We start from the raw sequence: 17,147 nt of genomic DNA, 5'->3' as shown, positions 1-17,147 counted from the left end.
TGGCGGCCCGAGCCCAAACGCGGCTATCCGCCGCATAATGGCCGGGCGCTCGCGCTCTACCCTCAAGCGTCCCCGTTCATCGCCTTCTTTGCCTTAAGGCGTGGTGCCCAACCACCTCGCCCTACTCTGTCATGTCACTTTTTTCGTTACTCGGCGCCCTGGAGATCGGCCTGATCTTCAGTCTCGTGGCGCTCGGGGTGCTGATCTCCTTCCGCATCCTCAACTTCCCTGACCTCACTGTCGACGGCAGCTTCCCCATGGGCGGCGCTGTGGCTGCCACGCTCATCGCGGGCGGCCACGATCCGTTCATGTCGACCTTCTGCGGCATGCTGGCCGGTGCGTTTGCCGGTTTTGTCACCGGCTGGCTCAACGTGCGCCTGAAGATCATGGATCTGCTCGCCAGTATCCTGATGATGATCGCGCTGTACTCGGTCAACCTGCGCATCATGGGCAAGCCGAACGTGCCACTCATCTCCGAGCCGACTGTGTTCTCGCTGCTGCAGCCGGAATGGATGCCCGACTATGTCTTCCGCCCGGTGTTGCTGGGTGTGGTCGTGGTGATCGTCAAGCTACTGGTGGACTGGTTCTTCTCGACGCAAGTCGGTCTGTCGCTGCGCGCAACGGGTGCCAACCCGCGCATGGCGCGCGCCCAGGGCGTGGCTACCGGCCGCGCCACACTGGCCGGCATGGCGCTGTCCAATGCACTGGTCGCTCTTGCCGGCGCGCTGTATGCGCAGACGCAAGGCGGCGCTGACGTGTCGATGGGTATCGGCACCATCGTGATCGGCCTGGCCGCCGTCATCATCGGCGAGACCGTGCTGCCGGCACGCCGCCTGGTGCTGACCACGCTGGCCGTGGTGGTGGGCGCGATCCTGTATCGCTTTTTCATCGCCCTGGCGCTCAACAGCGATTTCATCGGTCTGCAGGCGCAAGACCTGAACATGGTGACCGCTGCGCTGGTGGTGATCGCCCTCGTGCTGCCGGGTGTGCGCCGCAAGGTGTTCGGCAAGTTCGCCAAGACTGCGACCAAGGGGAACTGACATGCTGAGCGCACAAGGACTCACCCTCACCTTCAACCCGGGTACGCCCATCGAAACCCGCGCGCTGCGTGGCCTGTCGCTGGAGATCCCCACGGGCCAGTTCGTTGCCGTGATCGGCTCGAACGGCGCCGGCAAATCGACGTTCCTGAACTCCATCAGCGGCGACCAGTTGGTCGATTCGGGCAGCATCACCATCAACGGTGAAGACGTCACCCGCAAGACCGCTTGGCAACGCGCCGACAAGGTCGCCCGCGTGTTCCAGGACCCGATGGCCGGCACCTGCGAGAACCTGACCATCGAAGAGAACATGTCGCTGGCCATGTGCCGCGGGCAGCGTCGCGGTTTCAAGTTCGCGACCAACCGCAAGTGGCGCGAGATCTTCCGCGAGCAACTGCGTCGACTGGACCTGGGCCTGGAGAACCGTCTGACGGATCGCATTGGTCTGTTGTCGGGTGGCCAGCGCCAGGCGGTGAGCCTGCTGATGGCATCCTTGCAACCGTCGCGCATCCTGCTGCTGGACGAGCACACCGCCGCGCTGGACCCGAAAACGGCTGCCTTCGTGCTGGAACTGACCGCCAAGATCGTCTCGGAGTCCAAGCTGACGACGATGATGGTCACGCACTCCATGCGCCAGGCGCTCGACTACGGCGACCGCACGGTGATGCTGCACCAGGGCAACGTGATCCTCGACGTGCAAGGCGAGGAGCGCAAGGGGCTCGACGTGCCGCACCTGCTGCAGAAGTTCGAGGAAACGCGCGGCGCCAAGGTGGACGACGACGCGCTGCTGCTCGGTTGATGCCGACGTAGCGCTTCAACGCACCATGAAGAACGGGCACCTTCGGGTGCCCGTTTTCTTTGCGCCAATGGAGGCGCCGTGAAGTCGCCTGCCTACAATGCTCTGTCAATCCTGACGTCTTTCGCATTCTTGAACCCCCTGCCATGACCAAGGCACGCCGTCCGGCCATCAGCATTGCGCCCGATCAGAATCAGAACCAGCAGGACGCATCAACGCTGTCGAAAGGACAGAGATCATTCAATGCGCTGATCAAGCAGATCGAGAATCGGCGCAAGCGGCTAGCTGACTGGGAAGCCGCTACAACGCAATTTCAGACGCGCTATGCCGGCGAGCTTGTACCGCTGAAGCGAACCAGCGTTGCCTTGCAGATCCGCATGGTGCACGCCCTGGACCAGGCGTATGAGCACGAGGGACTCACCAAGCCCGAGCGCCGCAAGATATCCGCCCTCATCGTCGATCTGGCCGGCAACTTGATCGATGAAGACGCCAGCCTCAAGGCCATCTACAACAAATACAGCGGAACGGACTTCGATCGTGAAGCTGCAGCGCAAGCCGCGGAAATGAAGTCGCGGCTGGAGGCAATGCTCGGTGTCGATCTGGGGGATGACGCGGATGCGCATTCGCAGGACACCGTACTGCAACGCGCCCGGGCGCACATCCAGCAACAGGCAGCGAAAAAGGCTGCCCTCGCGAGCAAGCGCGAAGCACGCCGGGCTGCCCGGGAAAAATCCCCCAAGCAGCTCGCAGCAGAAGCACGCGAGGAAGCGGAGCAAGCGCAGATCACCCTGTCCATTCGCGAGGTCTATCGCAAGCTCGCCAGCGCTTTGCACCCTGACCGGGAAACCGATCCGCAGGAACGCGATCGGAAGACTCGGCTCATGCAGCGCGTCAACGAGGCCTACGACAAGGGCAACCTTTTGCACCTGCTGGAGTTGCAGCTTGAGCTTGATCACATCGACCAGCGCTCGATCAACCACCTCAGCGAAGCCCGGCTGACGCACTACAACGAGATCCTGAAGGACCAGGTGGGTGAGCTTGATCGGCAGATCCACCGTGTCGAGACAACGTTCCGGTACACCTATGGGTACCAGCGGTTCGGGGCGTTGTCTCCGGATGCCGTCTTGCGAAACCTCGCCACCGACATCGATGTCCTCCACCTGCATATTCGCAACATCGAGCAGGACCTTGCCGCGTTTGACGACATCAAGGCCCTGAGGCGCATGCTGAAATCGCGCACTGCCTTTGGTTGATGGCGCTTTCAGCGGCGCGCTCCAGTCACGCAAAAACGGGCACCCGAAGACGCCCGTTTTTCTTTGTGGTTTCCGCTATCGGGTCACACATTGCGCGCTCGCCGGCACCAGTCTCGGCCGCACCAACAGCATCAGGACGAGAACAAGCGCCAGCGCCAACATCACTGAGCCTGCGGCAAACGACGACGCAATCCGATGCGCCAGCAGTGTCCGCGCATCGCCAACACCACCTGCCGCCGCAAACACCACCACCAGAATCCCGAGCCCCAACGAACCGCCCAGTTGGTGCGCCACGTTGACCACGCCCGACGCTGCGCCCGCGTCTTCCGCCGCCACACCAGTGATACCCGCAACCGTCAACGGACTGAGGGAAGCGCCCTGCCCGAGCCCGATCAGCAGCATCGGTAGCGCCACCCCGCTCACGTATGCTGTATCCGCGCCAACGTTGCTCAGCCATGCAAGACCAATCAACGCCAACGTCAGACCACAGGCCAGCAAGCGGCCGTTGCCAATGCGCCGTGTAAGCCGTGGCACCGCCATGGCCGCCGCAAAATTCGCCAACGTTGCAGGCAGAAAGGCAAGACCGGCTTCAAAGGGGCTGTAGCCGAGCACGCCTTGCAGAAACTGTGTGGCGAAGAACCAGAAACCGACCATGGCACCCAGGAACAGCACGCGCACCGCGTAGGCCCCGGCCCGCTCGCGATGGGCAAACAGGCGCAGCGGCATGATAGGCTGCGGCGCACGCGCTTCGTTCCACACAAAGCCCGCCAGCAGCAGCACGCCTGCCACCACTGTTGTCACCGTCAGCGCATCGCTCCAGCTTGCGCTGGCCGAGCGGACAATGCCGTAGATCAGCGCGCTCATGCCCAGCGTCGAACTCAACGCGCCAACAAGATCGAACCGCCCTGCATGCCGTGGCGTTTCATCCAGCCAGCGTCGGGCAGCCAGCAACAGCCCCAACCCGATCGGCAGGTTGATGAAGAAGCCGACACGCCAGGAGAGCCAACCCGCAAGCACCCCGCCCAGTACGAGCCCGATGCTGGAGCCGATGCCTGCCACCGCGCCGTAGTAGCCCACGGCACGGGTGCGCTCCGGACCTTCAGAAAAATGCGTGGTCAGCAGCGCGAGTGTTGACGGCGCCAGGATCGCCGAGCCCGCACCCTGCACGGCACGTGCTGCCAATAGCCAGGCGGCCGACTGCGCCAACCCGATCGCCAGCGAGGCCAATGAGAACACTGCCAGGCCCGTGATGAACATCCGGCGGCGTCCAAGAATGTCGCCGGCGCGCGCGCCAAGCAGCAGCAAGCCGCCCAAAGCCAGCGTGTACGCGTTCTGTACCCACGACAGTCCGGTGGCAGAGAAGCCCAGTTCGTCACGCAACTTCGGCAGGGCTGCAATCACGATGGAGATGTCCAGCACGATCATCAGATAGCTGACCAGCACGATCGCAAGCACGGCGTTGCGGCGGGCATACGCCTCGGCTTGCATTACAGGGCTCCCTGCCCGGCGCGGTATTGCTCGTCGCTCACGTGCTCCATGAAGTCGGCGGTCGAGCCGTCAAGCTCCTCTTGGATCGCGATATGCGTCATGGCCGTGGTAGCGGCGGCGCCATGCCAGTGCCGTTCGCCGGGCGGGATCCATACCACGTCGCCGGGGCAGATGGTCTCGATCGGGCCGCCCTCACGTTGTACGAGGCCGCTGCCGGCCGTCACGACCAGCGTCTGGCCCAGCGGATGGACGTGCCAGGCAGTACGCGCACCCGGCTCGAATGTCACGCTCACGCCCACAGCACGGGCCGGCGCATTCGCCGCGAACAAGGGGTCGACGCGTACCGAGCCGGTGAAGTAGTTGGCCGGTCCTTGGATGGAGGCTTGCGAGCCACCGCGTGTGATTTCCATGGTTGATGTCGTTTCGATTGGAATGACGCCAATGTACGGACCGCACCGCGCTTTGATTAGATGGCAAAATCGGCAAGCGCCTATGAATCGATCTCATGAATCCCGGAGCCGCCCATGCCACGCGAGAATTTCAATGACCTGCAGGCCTTCGTGCTCGTGGCGCGTGAAGGCAGCTTCACGCGTGCGGCGGCGCAGTTGGGCGTGTCGCAATCGGCACTGAGCCATACGATTCGCGGGCTGGAAGCGCGGCTCGGCCTTCGCCTGCTGACACGCACCACACGCAGCGTGTCGCCGACGCAAGCTGGCGAACGCCTGCTGCAAACCATCGGCCCGCGCTTTGACGACATCGAAGCCGAATTGGCCGCCCTGACCGAGCTGCGCGACAAGCCCGCCGGCACGATCCGCATCACCACCGCCGAACATGCGGCCGACACCGTGCTCTGGCCGGTGCTGGAGCGCTTTCTACCGAACTATCCGGATATCCAGGTCGAGATCTCCGTCGACTACGGCCTCACCGATATTGCGGCCGAGCGCTTCGAAGCCGGTGTGCGCCTGGGCGACCAGGTGGCCAAAGACATGATTGCGGTGCGCATCGGGCCGGACCTGCGTACAGCGGTGGTCGGCGCGCCAAGCTACTTTGCAAACCGGCCGCAGCCCACTACCCCGCACGATCTCACCGCGCACACGTGCATCAACCTGCGGCTACCCACGCATGGCGGCCTGCTGGTCTGGGAGTTCGAGAAGGACGGCCAGGCCTTGAACGTGCGCGTGGAAGGCCAGTTGATCTTCAACAGCAGTACACCGCGCCTGCGTGCTGCGCTGGCCGGCTTTGGCCTGGCGCTGCTGCCGGCAGACATGACCGAGCCGCACGTGGCGGCCGGGCGGCTCGTCCGCGTGCTGGATGATTGGTGCCCGACCTTCCCGGGCTATCACATCTACTACCCGAGCCGACGGCAGTCCTCACCAGCATTTGCGCTGTTGATTGACGCCCTGCGCTACCGCGGGTGATCCACCGGTCAAACAAAAACGGGCACCCGAAGGTGCCCGCTCTGTTTGGTGCGATCGAAACGCCGATCAGAAGCGGTGCTGCAGACCCGCCGTCACACCGACCTGGCTGTTGCCGTAGCCAACCACATCACGCGACAGGCTCACGTTCTGGCCGTTCTGGGCCTTGGCGTAGGCCGCCGACAGATACGCCGTAGTGCGCTTGGACAGCGCGTACTGGCCACGCAGCGAGAACATGATCGGGTCAGCCGAATTGTTCACGCCCTTGATGTTCTGCTTGTACACCGCGCCGTACAGTGTGAACGCTGGCGTGAAGTCGTAGCTGGCGCCTGCCCAGTACATATCGCTGCGCTGGGTGGCCGCCGTCGTGGTGAACGCGCGCTTGTAGTTGCGGTAGCCCGCGAACAGCTTCAGCGCACCGAAGTCGTAGCTGGCACCGGCGTGGATGCCCTGGATGTAGTCCGTCGTGTCAGCCGGCGTCACGCTCGTGCCCGCGCCGTTCTGGCGGTCCCACGTGGCTGCCGCCGAGAAGCCGCCCACGCTGTAGCCGATACCCAGGTCGTACTTGGACGAGCTCTTGAAGTTGCCCGCCGCCTCGCCAAAGCCCACCGTGGCGCCCAGCTTCAGGCCCCCGAAGGTGCCGTCATAGCGGACGGCGTTGGACGAACGCGAGAACAACCCGTCCTTGCGGTCGCCCGTGGCGGTGGACGACGTGGCCCACGAGTAGTTCGGTGCGTAGCCCATCGGGTCGTACGGCAGCATGAAGTCGTACGTGGTGGTGAAGGTGCGACCCGCCACCACTTGGCCGAAGCCACCCGCCAGACCCACCACTGCACGGCGGTCGAACAGCGTGTTGTCGGTGTCGAGCTTACCGGTGTCGACCGCGATGCCGCTTTCCAGGTTGAACACGGCCTTCAAGCCACCGCCCAGGTCTTCCGTGCCGCGCATGCCCCAGCGCGAGGTGTTCTTGCCGCCCGATACCAGACGGGTGACGCCGCCGCCGTTCGGGCCGGCGTGGTTCACGTACTCGACGCCCGAGTCGACGATCCCGTACAGGGTCACGTTGGAGGATTGTGCGGCTGCAGTGCCGGCGGTGGCAAACGCAACTGCCGCCAGCGCCATCGAAGTCATTTTCATCAGGTCTCCCTTATTCGTTGTCCTGCCGCAAGCGCCGCTGTGACGGGCCTTGGGGCGGCACGGATCGTATGAGGAGCGCACTTTCAGTTCACTTTCGATTGCCGGGAAATTGGGAGGGGGTGCCTAGGGCATCGGGGGTTTCCCCTAGCTTCAAATCATGCGGGGATGTCTGTATTTCTCTGCGGCTTGTTAAGAGAAGTCCGATATGCGCATCCTGTTGGTCGAAGACAACCAGAAGCTGGCCAGCACGCTGGACGAAGCCCTGAGCCAGGCCGGTTTCACGGTCGATTGCGTGCACGACGGCCACGCTGCCGATCTGCTGCTGACCACACAGGACTACGCCCTGGCCATTCTCGATATCGGCCTGCCGCGCCTGGATGGGCTGGAGGTGCTGCGCCGCCTGCGTGCCCGTAAGAACCCCCTGCCGGTGATGATCCTGACCGCACACGGTGCCGTGGAAGAACGCGTGCGCGGCCTGAACCTCGGCGCTGACGATTACCTTGCGAAGCCGTTCGACCTGACTGAGGTGGAAGCCCGCGCCCGCGCACTCATCCGCCGCAGCCACGGTCACGAGAGCACGCAACTGCAATGCGGCCCGCTGCACTACGACGGCATCAGCGGGGCCTTCACGCTCCATGGAGAACTGCTCGCCCTCACCGGCCGCGAGCGCGCCGTGCTGGAAGTGCTGATGCTGCGCGACGGCCGTGCCGTCAACAAGGCGGCCATCTCGGAAAAGATCTTCAGCATCAACGAATCCGTCAACGCCGATGCCATCGAGATCTACGTGCACCGCTTGCGCAAGAAGCTCGACGGCAGCGGTGTGGCCATCGTCATGCTGCGCGGGCTCGGCTATCTGCTGGAAGCCACACCGGGCGCGCCAGCAGACGCGGCCTCATGAGCCCGCCGAGCCTGCGCCGGCAGCTCTCGTTCTGGCTGCTGTTGCCGCTGTTAGGGCTGCTCGCGCTGGATGCCTGGCTGACCTACACGCGCGCCATGAACGCCGCGCACGCCGCGTTTGACCGCACGCTGGGCGCTTCGCTCAAGGCCATGCACGAAGGCGTACGCCTGCGCGAGGGGCGCTTCGCCATCGACCTGCCCTACCTGGCGCTGGAAATTCTGGAGTCGGAAACCGGCAGCAGCATCTTCTACCGGATTGCCGATACCGCCGGCAACACGCTCACCGGTTACAACGAACTGCCCTTGCCGGGTGGGCGGCAACCCATGCCGTACCGCACCGTCTTCTACGACACCACGTTCCGCAACATGCATGTACGCATGGCAGCCCAGCCTGTGCCGGTGCGCGACGCGCAGTCCTCGGAGATTCAACTGGTGTGGCTGCTGGTGGGCGAAACGCTGGAGCCGCGCGAGGCGCTGGCCCACGAGATCCTGGCGGGCTCGCTGCAGCAGGAGGTGCTGCTGGTGGTGCTGGCCGTGGGCATTGTCTGGCTGGGCGTGCGGCGCGGGCTGCGGCCGCTGCGGCAGTTGAGCGAAAGCATGGCTGGCCGCGGCACCGATGAACTGGCCCCCTTGCCCCAGCATGGCTTGCCGGCCGAGGTCGCACCGCTGGTCGAGGCGATCAACCTGTACGTGGCGCGCCTGCTGCGCATGGTGCAGGCCCGCAAGCGCTTCTTTGCCGACGCGGCACATCAACTGAAGACGCCGCTGGCCGTCATCCAGGCGCAATCGGAACTCGCTCTGCGCGAGCCCGACGGTGAGCGCATCCGCCGCCACCTTGAGCCGTTGCACGGCACGGTGCGCCAGGCGGCCAAGGGCGTGCAGCAACTCCTGTCGCTCTCAAGGCTGGAGCCCGACAGCGGCTACGCCCCGCAACTGCAACCGCTGCGCCTGGACACGTTGGCCGGCGATGTCGCGCTCGAACTCGCGCCGGTGGCACGCAAGGCCGGCATCGACCTCGGCTTCGAAGGTGAACCCGTGATGGTTGCCGGCGAGCCGCAATGGCTGCAGGAGCTCACCGGCAACCTGCTCGACAACGCCATCCGCTACGCAGGCCACGGCGCCCGTGTCACGCTGCGCGTCAAACGCCAGACGATGGTCATGCTGGGCGACCAGGCCGTGTTGCAGGTAGAGGACGACGGCCCCGGCATCGCCGTACCGGAGCGTGATGCGGTATTCGGCCGTTTCTATCGCGGTGCCGCTGCGGCCGCGGCGCAAGATCAGGATGGCAGCGGCCTGGGGCTGGCTATCGTGCGTGAGATCGCCCGTGTGCATGGCGGCACGGTGGCGCTGTCCGAAACGCCCGGCGGTGGGTTGACCGTGAGTGTGTGTCTGGCGCTGGCCCCGGCAGACGAACTGGCAGTCTGATCGCGCATCGCACGGCCGGTTGCTGCGGGGCAACATGGTCGGGCCGTCATCGCGTGCTGCGTCAGCCGCCATGCACCGCTACCGTGACAACGCGGCGCACCATTTCCAGGCGTACGCGCCACCTGCCTCAGCACGCGAATTGGTTCCATCCGATCCCTGGCGACCATCGCCGCATCTGCCCGGGCAGCGACCTACACTCCAACGATTGCGTCATTCGCCCTAACTCCCCGCCGTGCTTGCCTGGGCAAGGCGTTGGGGCTTTTCCCTATTGTGGTGCCGGAGGGCCTTTCGCCCGCTTGCGGTGCACGTTTCGCGCTCAGAATTGGCTCTATCAAATAACCAGAATTGGGTCCACTTTGCAAAACAATGAGCCGCTATAGTCCATCCACAATTCGTCACAACACGACATGTTGACCCGCTCGACATGCGCGGGAAACGGCAGGAGGCAGCAATGAAGACAGACGACGTGATCGTCAGCTTTCGAGGTGTGCGCAAGACGTATGACGGCGAGACCCTGGTGGTCAAGCACCTGGACCTCGACATCTACCAGGGCGAGTTCCTCACCCTGCTCGGCCCCTCCGGCTCGGGCAAGACCACCTGCCTGATGATGCTGGCCGGGTTCGAATTTCCGACCGGCGGCGAGATCCGCCTGGAAGGCGCGTTGCTCAATAACGTGCCGCCGCACAAGCGCAACATCGGCATGGTGTTCCAGAACTACGCGCTGTTCCCACACCTGACCGTGGCGCAGAACGTGGAATACCCGCTGACCGTGCGCAAGATCCCCGCCAGCGAGCGCGCAGACCGCGTGCACAAGGCCCTGCAGATGGTGCGCATGGAAGGCTTTGCCAAGCGCTATCCGGCGCAGCTCTCGGGCGGCCAGCAGCAGCGCATTGCCTTGGCCCGCGCGCTGGTGTTCGAGCCCAAGCTCGTGCTGATGGACGAACCGCTGGGCGCGCTCGACAAGCAACTGCGTGAACACATGCAGTACGAACTGAAGTCTCTGCATGAAAAGCTGGGCGTGACCTTCGTCTACGTGACGCACGACCAGGGCGAGGCGCTCACCATGTCCGACCGTGTGGCCGTGTTCGACAAGGGCATCGTGCAGCAGCTCGACACCGTCGACAGCCTGTACGAACGCCCCTGCAACGAGTTCGTCGCCAACTTCATCGGCGACAGCAACACGCTGCGCGGCACCGTCACCCGCATCGACGGCGACTACTGCGAGCTGCAACTCAATGATGGCGCCCGCATCCTGGGCCGCAACATCGCCGGTGCCAGCGTGGGGGCCACGGCCACCGGGTGCATCCGCCCCGAGCGCATGCGCCTGGCCGAAGGTGCATCGGCGGCCGGCAATGCGATCACCGGGCAGACGCGCGGCCTCGTCTACTTTGGCGACCACGTGCGCATGCGCTGCGCCCTGCCCGACCAACCCGAATGTTTCGTCAAGGTGCCGCTGGGCACGCGCGCGCTCGAAGGCTTTGCGCCGGGCGCCCCGATCCAGCTTGAGTTCGCACCGGAACACCTGCGCGTTTTTGCCTGAACCACGCAGCATGTCATCCGACGTGCTGCGTGCCACGACCACAAGCCGTAACTACAAGCCAAAGCCAAAAGAGGAGCCAAGATGAAACACATCGCGAAGATGCGTCTGAGCCTGTTTGCCGGCGCGTTCGCCATTGCATTCGGCGCGCACGCTGCAGAGATCACCGTCGTCAACTTTGGCGGCGCCAATGGCGACGCACAGAAGGCCGCCTTCAACAAGCCGTTCGAAGCACAGACCAATAACAAGGTCACCGTGGTCGAGTACAACGGCGAGCAGGCCAAGATCAAGGCCATGGTGGAAGCCAAGCACGTCAACTGGGACGTGGTGGAAGTCGAGTCCGGCGACATCGGCCGCGGCTGCGACGAAGGCCTGTTCGAGAAGCTCGACTGGAGCAAGATCGCCAAGAAGAGCGACCTGATCCCCGAGTCGCCAAGCACCTGCGGCGTGGGCTTTTTCGTGTGGTCGACCGCGATGGCCTACAACGCCGACAAGCTCAAGACCGCGCCCACCGGCTGGGCCGACTTTTGGGACGTGAAGACATTCCCTGGCAAGCGCGGCATGCGCAAGGGTGCGCGCGGCAACCTGGAATTCGCACTGATGGCCGATGGCGTACCGCCCAAGGATGTCTACAAGGTGCTGGCCACCAAGGACGGCCAGAACCGCGCGTTCAAGAAGCTCGATCAGTTGAAGGCGAACATCCAGTGGTGGGAAGCCGGCGCGCAGCCGCCGCAGTTCCTGGTGGCGGGTGATGTGGTGATGTCCACCGCGTTCAACGGCCGCATCGACGCCGCCCAGCGCGAAGGCAAGAACCTGAAGGTGGTCTGGAACGGCAGCATCTACGACCTGGACTACTGGGCCATCCCCAAGGGCACGCCCAACAAGGCGCTGGCCGAGCAATACATCGCCTACACGCTCTCGCAGAAGCCGCAGCAGGAATACGCCAAGCACATCGCGTATGGCCCGGCCAACGTAGCGGCCATCAAGGCGCTGGATGCCAAGACGCAGGCCAACATGCCTAACTCGCCCGAGAACGCCAAGAACGCCGTGCTGCAGAACCTGCAGTTCTGGACCGATCATGGCGACGAGCTGGAACAGCGCTTCGCCTCGTGGGCGTCGAAGTAAAACGTAATGCAGTGACCTGCGCGGATGCCGAGCCACCATGGCGCGGCATCCGCCGGATGAATCTCCGCAGCACTCGGCGAGGCAGCATTGAACACCATGACGATCGCGGCTGAATCGGTTCCCGAATCGACGGCCAAACTCAAACGCGAACTGAAGAGCGCTGAGGCGCGCAGGCGTGCCATGGCGCTGGCGCTGGTAGCGCCGCTCGCCATCTTCCTGCTGCTGATCTTCGTTGTGCCGATCGGCGCTCTGCTCACGCGCGCCGTGCAGAACCCCGAGGTGGCCGACGCACTGCCCAAGACAGTGGTCGCGCTCAAGAACTGGGACCGCAAAACCCCACCCGCCGACGACGCCTACGTTGCACTCACCGCCGACCTGACCACCGTGAGCGAAGGCGAGGCGATGGGCGCCCTGGCCCGCCGCCTGAACACCGAGATCCCCGGCTTCCGCTCGCTGGTGGCCAAGACCGCACGCGCCATGCCGCTGGCCGACGACCAAGGCAAGGCGCTGACACTCACGCCCGCACAAACGCGCGCCAAGCTGCTCGAACTCGACGAGCGCTGGGGCGACGTCACCTACTGGCAGGCCATCGCGAAGAACAGCAGCCGCACATCGCCGTTCTACCTGCTGGCTGCGCTGGACCACCGGCAAGACGCCTTCGGCCATATCGAAGCCACCGACCCCGACGAGCAGATCTACGTGACGGTGTTCATCCGCACCTTCGTCATCAGCGCGATGGTGACGCTGTTCGCACTGCTGCTGGGGTATCCGCTGTCGTACTGGATCGCCTCGCTGCCGGAGCGCCGCGCCAACCTGGTCATGGTGCTGGTGCTGATCCCGTTCTGGACGTCCATCCTCGTACGTGTAGCGGCGTGGATCGTGCTGCTGCAGACAGAAGGCCTCATCAACCACGGCCTGATGGACCTGGGGATCATCAAAGAGCCGCTGGCGCTGCTGTTCAACCGCGTGGGCGTGTACATCTCGATGACGCACATCCTGCTGCCGTTCATGATCCTGCCGCTTTACAGCGTGATGAAGTCGATTCCGCCCACGTATCAGCGCGCGGCCGTGTCGCTGGGCAGCCATCCGTTTGCCGCGTTCTGGCGCGTGTACGTGCCGCAGACGTATCCGGGTATCGGCGCCGGTGCGCTGTTGGTGTTCATCCTGGCGCTGGGCTACTACATCACCCCCGCGCTGCTGGGTGGCCCGAACGACCAGATGGTCAGCTACTACGTGGCCTACTTCACCAACGTCACCATCAACTGGGGCATGGCCTGCGCGCTGGGCGCCCTGCTGTTGCTCGCTACGCTGGTGCTGTATGCGGTGTACGGCCGCTTTACGCGGCCCAAGGTTCGCGTTGGTTGAACGGAGCCCATCGACTATGAAACTCACCAAACCGATGTTCGCCCCGCACACCTCGCTCGTCGAGCGCATCTGGTACTTCACGCTGCGCGGGCTGGCCGTGCTCACGCTGCTCTACCTTGTGCTGCCCGTGCTGGTGATCGTGCCGCTGTCGTTCTCGTCGAGCACCTTCCTCTCGTACCCGATCCCGAGCTATTCGCTGCGCTGGTACCAGAACCTCGTCACCTCAGACGAGTGGCGCATGGCGGCCAAGAACAGCTTCATCGTGGCGCCCGCTGCCACGGTGGTGGCGACCGTGCTGGGCACGCTGGCGGCCATTGGCCTGAACAAGGCGGACTTCCGCGGCAAAGGGCTGCTGATGGCGGTGCTGGTGTCGCCGATGATCGTGCCGGTGGTGGTCGTGGGCGTGGGCATGTACCTGTTCTTCGCGCCGCTGGGGCTTGCCAACACGTACATCGGCCTGATCCTCGCGCATGCGGCGCTGGGCGTGCCCTTTGTGGTGACGACCGTGCTGGCGACGCTGCAAGGGTTCAATCACAACTTGGTGCGGGCGAGCCTGTCTTTGGGGGCGAATCCGGTCATGACGTTCTTCCGCATCACCTTGCCCGTGATTGCACCGGGCGTGATTTCGGGCGCCTTGTTCGCCTTCGCCACCTCGTTCGATGAGGTGGTGGTCACGCTCTTTTTGGCCGGGGCAGATCAGGTGACGCTGCCGCGCCAGATGTTCACCGGCATCCGCGAGAACATCTCGCCGACGATTGCTGCGCTGGCGACGATTCTGATTGTGTTTTCTACCTGCCTGCTGCTGACATTCGAGTGGCTGCGCGGGCGGGCGGCGGCTAAGGCGGTGGCTTGATTACTTGTCCGCACTTCGCCATGCGCTAGCGTTGCCGGTCCATCCCTTGTTTCATCCCCTGCCGGGGCTGACTCACTTTCTTTGTCTTGCCAAAGAAAGTAAGCAAAGAAAGGCGCGCCCGAGATGGCGACCCATCCCTTGAATTTGTGTAACCGGGCGGAGACGGGGAAAACTCGCTTCGCTCAGACAGTTCCCCGTCTTTTTTCCGCCCGCTTACACAAATTCAAGGCGCCATCTAGGGCAAGGGCAAGGCACCCCTTCTTGTGCCAGTGCTCCACTTTGTCTTGCACTGCCTTTGGCCCGCCCGCCTTCTCGGCTTCATTCGCCATGCTTGGCTGCCACAGCCCTCTCTTGCTCCGCGCCCTCTTCCGGCCTGCTTCACCCACCCGACTGATTCCTCGCCGGTTTGGCCTTTGACGTTCCTGCCCTTGATGGCGCCTTGGATTTTTGTTGCGGGGAGGAAAAAGGAAGGAGCCTTGTCTGAGCGCAGCGAGTTTGGCTCCTTCCCCTCCCCGCGACAAAAATCCAAGGAGGGTGTCGCCATCTCGGGCGCGCCTTTCTTTTGCTTACTTTTCTTTGGCAAGACAAAGAAAAGTGAGTCGGCCCCGGCAGGGGACGATACCGGGGATGGACCACCAGCACACGCCGTCGCGCAGAGTCCATCTCAAAACCTCGACACATGGACCTTTTAGCTCGGCAGCCGACGGTCTGAGCTCCACCATTGGACCTCAGACCCTCACAAGCGCACCTTTTAGGTGCACCGCCGGACCTCCCGACCTCCGACGTCGGACCTTTGAGGTCCAGCTTTGCCCCTCAGAGCCCCGGCATCGGACCTCCGAGCTCGGCGCGCGGACCTTTTTGCTCCATCAATGGACCATTGGACGTCCACCGTTGGACCTCAGAGGCCCGCGAATGGACCTCAGACCTCCACGCAAGGCAGTTCGAGGCGCTTAAAGGAACATGCCGCCCGAGGCCTCGATGCGCTGCGCGTTGATCCAGCGGTTATCCGGCGATAGCAGCGACGCCACCACCCCACCGATATCGTCCGGCACGCCGGCGCGGCCCAGCGCCGTGTTGGCGGCCACCATGGCGTTGAGATTCGCGTTGTCGCGCACGGCCCCACCGCCGAAGTCGGTCTCGATGGCGCCCGGGGCGACCACGTTGACGGCAATGCCGCGCGGGCCGAGTTCCTTCGCCAGATAGCGCGTCAGCACTTCCACCGCGCCCTTCATCGCCGCGTACGCGCCGTAGCCCGGCAGCGCAAAGCGCGCCAGCCCCGACGAGATATTCACGATGCGCCCACCGTCGGCCATCAGCGGCAGCAGGATCTGTGTGAGGAAGAACACGCCCTTGAAGTGCACGTTCATCAGTTCGTCGAACTGGGCCTCGGTCGTCTCGGCCAGGTTGGCGTGCACGCCCACGCCGGCGTTGTTGACGAGGTAATCAAAGCGCTCGGCGTTCCATTGCGCCAGCACGCCGCGCACGGCATCGGCAAAGGCGGGGAAGGTGGCGATCTTGCCGGCGTCGAGTTGCAGCGCGGCGGCGCGCCGTCCTAGCGCTGTCAGTTCAGCCACCAGCGCCTCGGCTTCGGCGCGGTTGCTGCGGTAGGTGAAGATCACGTCGGTGCCGCGCTGGGCCAGCTTCTGCACCATGTTCTTGCCGAGGCCGCGGCTGCCGCCGGTCACGATGGCGATGGGGGTGTGGGATTGGGTCATCTTGCTCTCCAGTGAGTGAGGGGTGCCGAGCACCGTGAGAGCATGGTATTGGGCGATAAACACAGAATAAATATCGCCTATCCTATTGCTGTGTTTGCTCACAGATAACAATCGACCCACCCCGCTATGCCCGCCAACCAACTCGAAGCCATGCAGATTTTTGTGCGCGTGGCTGAACTCGCCAGCTTCACGCGCGCGGCCGAAGCCCTCAGCATTCCCAAACCGGCGGCCTCGGTGGCGGTGCAGCAGTTGGAGACCACGCTCGGTACGCGCCTGCTGCACCGGACCACCCGTAAGGTGCAGCTCACGCAAGACGGCCAGGCCTTCTACGAGCGCTGCCAGGATCTCCTGGCCGACATGGACGAGCTGCAGACGATGTTCCGCCAGAGCCCGCAGGCGCTGCGCGGCCGGCTGCGTGTGGATATGCCGGTGGGTGTCGCACGCCGCATCGTCATCCCCGCCCTGCCCAGCCTGCTGGATGCGCACCCCGAGCTGGAAATCGAACTCTCCAGCACCGACCGCCGCGTGGACCCAGTGCGCGAAGGCTTCGATTGCGTGCTGCGCATCGGCACCCTCACCGACAGCAGCCTCATCGCACGACCTCTCGGCCAGGTGTCACAAATCAACTGCGCCAGTCCCGCGTACATCGCCCGCTACGGCATGCCGAAAACGCTGGAAGACCTCGACCACCATCGCATCGTCCATTACGTGCAGACGCTGGGGACGAAATCGCCAGGGTGGGAATACACGGTGGATGGCCGCTTGGCGTTCCGGCCGATGCAGGGCGCGGTAACGGTCAGCTCGGCCGAGAGCTATGACGCCGCGTGCCGCGCGGGGCTGGGGATGATCCAGGCGCCGGTGTATGCCGGGCTGTCATCGGCCATTGCAGATGGCACGCTGGTGGAGGTGCTGCCCGACCTGCGCCCGCCGCCGATGCCGGTGTCGTTGGTGTATCCGAACCGGCGGAATCTGCCCGTGCGGGTTCAAGTGTTTATGAACTGGATGGAGGGGTTGATGGGTCCGTACTTGGAGGCGCGGCCGTCGGGTTCGTAGGAAGTCGCCCGTCAAAGAATCGAAGAAATCGAACAGGTCAGCGCCTTTCCA

The 17,147-nt window shown here is 64.2% G+C and carries 15 protein-coding genes; 11 read left to right on the top strand and 4 right to left on the bottom strand.

The features are described from left to right. Positions 1 to 131 precede the first annotated feature (131 nt). From R2N11_RS14490 to R2N11_RS14480, 3 genes are all read left to right on the top strand, one after another. Positions 132 to 1,040 (top strand): ABC transporter permease, encoded by a 909-nt coding sequence (locus R2N11_RS14490; protein WP_199031249.1) that lies wholly within the window; start codon positions 132 to 134, stop codon positions 1,038 to 1,040. Between the two features lies 1 nt (position 1,041). Continuing rightward, positions 1,042 to 1,836, top strand: a complete 795-nt coding sequence (locus R2N11_RS14485; protein WP_064803186.1) for an ABC transporter ATP-binding protein — start codon at positions 1,042 to 1,044, stop codon at positions 1,834 to 1,836. A gap of 143 nt (positions 1,837 to 1,979) precedes the next feature. Next, a complete protein-coding gene (locus R2N11_RS14480) occupies positions 1,980 to 3,086 on the top strand; it encodes a J domain-containing protein (RefSeq protein ID WP_316681509.1) in 1,107 nt (368 codons plus the stop codon). Between the two features lie 75 nt (positions 3,087 to 3,161). On the opposite strand, the gene R2N11_RS14475 is transcribed toward R2N11_RS14480, so the two are convergent. Then, entirely contained in the window at positions 3,162 to 4,574 is a 1,413-nt protein-coding gene (locus R2N11_RS14475) for an MFS transporter (RefSeq protein ID WP_316681508.1), read from the bottom strand. Next, positions 4,574 to 4,984 carry a (R)-mandelonitrile lyase gene (locus R2N11_RS14470; protein ID WP_316681507.1) on the bottom strand — a complete coding sequence of 137 codons (411 nt, stop codon included), beginning with the start codon at positions 4,982 to 4,984 and terminating at the stop codon, positions 4,574 to 4,576. Before R2N11_RS14470 ends, R2N11_RS14475 begins: the two co-directional genes overlap by 1 nt. Positions 4,985 to 5,098: 114 nt before the next feature. Between R2N11_RS14470 and R2N11_RS14465 the strand changes: the two genes are divergently transcribed. Continuing rightward, on the top strand, positions 5,099 to 5,992 hold the full coding sequence (locus R2N11_RS14465) for a LysR family transcriptional regulator (protein WP_199031253.1): 894 nt from the start codon (positions 5,099 to 5,101) through the stop codon (positions 5,990 to 5,992). Positions 5,993 to 6,058: 66 nt separating this feature from the next. On the opposite strand, the gene R2N11_RS14460 is transcribed toward R2N11_RS14465, so the two are convergent. Next, positions 6,059 to 7,126, bottom strand: a complete 1,068-nt coding sequence (locus R2N11_RS14460; protein ID WP_199031254.1) for a porin — start codon at positions 7,124 to 7,126, stop codon at positions 6,059 to 6,061. 205 nt (positions 7,127 to 7,331) lie between these two features. On the opposite strand from R2N11_RS14460, the gene R2N11_RS14455 reads away from it, so the two are divergent. The 6 genes from R2N11_RS14455 to R2N11_RS14430 all read left to right on the top strand — a co-directional run bounded on the left by R2N11_RS14455 (position 7,332) and on the right by R2N11_RS14430 (position 14,328). Then, positions 7,332 to 8,024, top strand: coding sequence for a response regulator (locus R2N11_RS14455; protein WP_316681506.1), 693 nt, complete (start codon positions 7,332 to 7,334; stop codon positions 8,022 to 8,024). Next, positions 8,021 to 9,448: a sensor histidine kinase gene (locus R2N11_RS14450; RefSeq protein WP_199031256.1), complete on the top strand. Its 1,428-nt coding sequence runs from the start codon at positions 8,021 to 8,023 to the stop codon at positions 9,446 to 9,448. Before R2N11_RS14455 ends, R2N11_RS14450 begins: the two co-directional genes overlap by 4 nt. A gap of 451 nt (positions 9,449 to 9,899) precedes the next feature. Further along, positions 9,900 to 10,988 carry an ABC transporter ATP-binding protein gene (locus R2N11_RS14445; protein ID WP_048932448.1) on the top strand — a complete coding sequence of 363 codons (1,089 nt, stop codon included), beginning with the start codon at positions 9,900 to 9,902 and terminating at the stop codon, positions 10,986 to 10,988. 81 nt (positions 10,989 to 11,069) lie between these two features. Beyond that, positions 11,070 to 12,110 (top strand): ABC transporter substrate-binding protein, encoded by a 1,041-nt coding sequence (locus tag R2N11_RS14440; protein WP_199031257.1) that lies wholly within the window; start codon positions 11,070 to 11,072, stop codon positions 12,108 to 12,110. A gap of 96 nt (positions 12,111 to 12,206) precedes the next feature. Continuing rightward, a complete protein-coding gene (locus tag R2N11_RS14435; RefSeq protein WP_316681505.1) occupies positions 12,207 to 13,475 on the top strand; it encodes an ABC transporter permease in 1,269 nt (422 codons plus the stop codon). A 16-nt stretch (positions 13,476 to 13,491) separates the two neighbouring features. Then, positions 13,492 to 14,328, top strand: coding sequence for an ABC transporter permease (locus R2N11_RS14430; protein ID WP_316681504.1), 837 nt, complete (start codon positions 13,492 to 13,494; stop codon positions 14,326 to 14,328). A gap of 950 nt (positions 14,329 to 15,278) precedes the next feature. On the opposite strand, the gene R2N11_RS14425 is transcribed toward R2N11_RS14430, so the two are convergent. Then, positions 15,279 to 16,043 (bottom strand): SDR family NAD(P)-dependent oxidoreductase, encoded by a 765-nt coding sequence (locus R2N11_RS14425; protein WP_199031734.1) that lies wholly within the window; start codon positions 16,041 to 16,043, stop codon positions 15,279 to 15,281. A gap of 126 nt (positions 16,044 to 16,169) precedes the next feature. Between R2N11_RS14425 and R2N11_RS14420 the strand changes: the two genes are divergently transcribed. Then, positions 16,170 to 17,096: a LysR family transcriptional regulator gene (locus R2N11_RS14420; RefSeq protein WP_316681503.1), complete on the top strand. Its 927-nt coding sequence runs from the start codon at positions 16,170 to 16,172 to the stop codon at positions 17,094 to 17,096. Positions 17,097 to 17,147 lie beyond the last annotated feature (51 nt).

It is taken from the genome of Ralstonia flaminis (genome assembly GCF_958415495.1).
Classification (GTDB): Bacteria; Pseudomonadota; Gammaproteobacteria; order Burkholderiales; family Burkholderiaceae; genus Ralstonia; species Ralstonia flaminis.
Note: the sequence above shows the minus strand (reverse complement) of the source record. Positions and strands in the feature narration are given on the sequence as shown.

Coding starts and splice junctions, on each gene's coding strand:
- R2N11_RS14450 (WP_199031256.1), top strand. CDS start 8,021: ATGAGCCCGCCGAGCCTGCGCCGGCAGCTCTCGTTCTGGCTGCTGTTG.
- R2N11_RS14425 (WP_199031734.1), bottom strand. CDS start 16,043: ATGACCCAATCCCACACCCCCATCGCCATCGTGACCGGCGGCAGCCGC.
- R2N11_RS14475 (WP_316681508.1), bottom strand. CDS start 4,574: ATGCAAGCCGAGGCGTATGCCCGCCGCAACGCCGTGCTTGCGATCGTG.
- R2N11_RS14470 (WP_316681507.1), bottom strand. CDS start 4,984: ATGGAAATCACACGCGGTGGCTCGCAAGCCTCCATCCAAGGACCGGCC.
- R2N11_RS14465 (WP_199031253.1), top strand. CDS start 5,099: ATGCCACGCGAGAATTTCAATGACCTGCAGGCCTTCGTGCTCGTGGCG.
- R2N11_RS14480 (WP_316681509.1), top strand. CDS start 1,980: ATGACCAAGGCACGCCGTCCGGCCATCAGCATTGCGCCCGATCAGAAT.
- R2N11_RS14430 (WP_316681504.1), top strand. CDS start 13,492: ATGAAACTCACCAAACCGATGTTCGCCCCGCACACCTCGCTCGTCGAG.
- R2N11_RS14440 (WP_199031257.1), top strand. CDS start 11,070: ATGAAACACATCGCGAAGATGCGTCTGAGCCTGTTTGCCGGCGCGTTC.
- R2N11_RS14490 (WP_199031249.1), top strand. CDS start 132: ATGTCACTTTTTTCGTTACTCGGCGCCCTGGAGATCGGCCTGATCTTC.
- R2N11_RS14435 (WP_316681505.1), top strand. CDS start 12,207: ATGACGATCGCGGCTGAATCGGTTCCCGAATCGACGGCCAAACTCAAA.
- R2N11_RS14485 (WP_064803186.1), top strand. CDS start 1,042: ATGCTGAGCGCACAAGGACTCACCCTCACCTTCAACCCGGGTACGCCC.
- R2N11_RS14460 (WP_199031254.1), bottom strand. CDS start 7,126: ATGAAAATGACTTCGATGGCGCTGGCGGCAGTTGCGTTTGCCACCGCC.
- R2N11_RS14420 (WP_316681503.1), top strand. CDS start 16,170: ATGCCCGCCAACCAACTCGAAGCCATGCAGATTTTTGTGCGCGTGGCT.
- R2N11_RS14455 (WP_316681506.1), top strand. CDS start 7,332: ATGCGCATCCTGTTGGTCGAAGACAACCAGAAGCTGGCCAGCACGCTG.
- R2N11_RS14445 (WP_048932448.1), top strand. CDS start 9,900: ATGAAGACAGACGACGTGATCGTCAGCTTTCGAGGTGTGCGCAAGACG.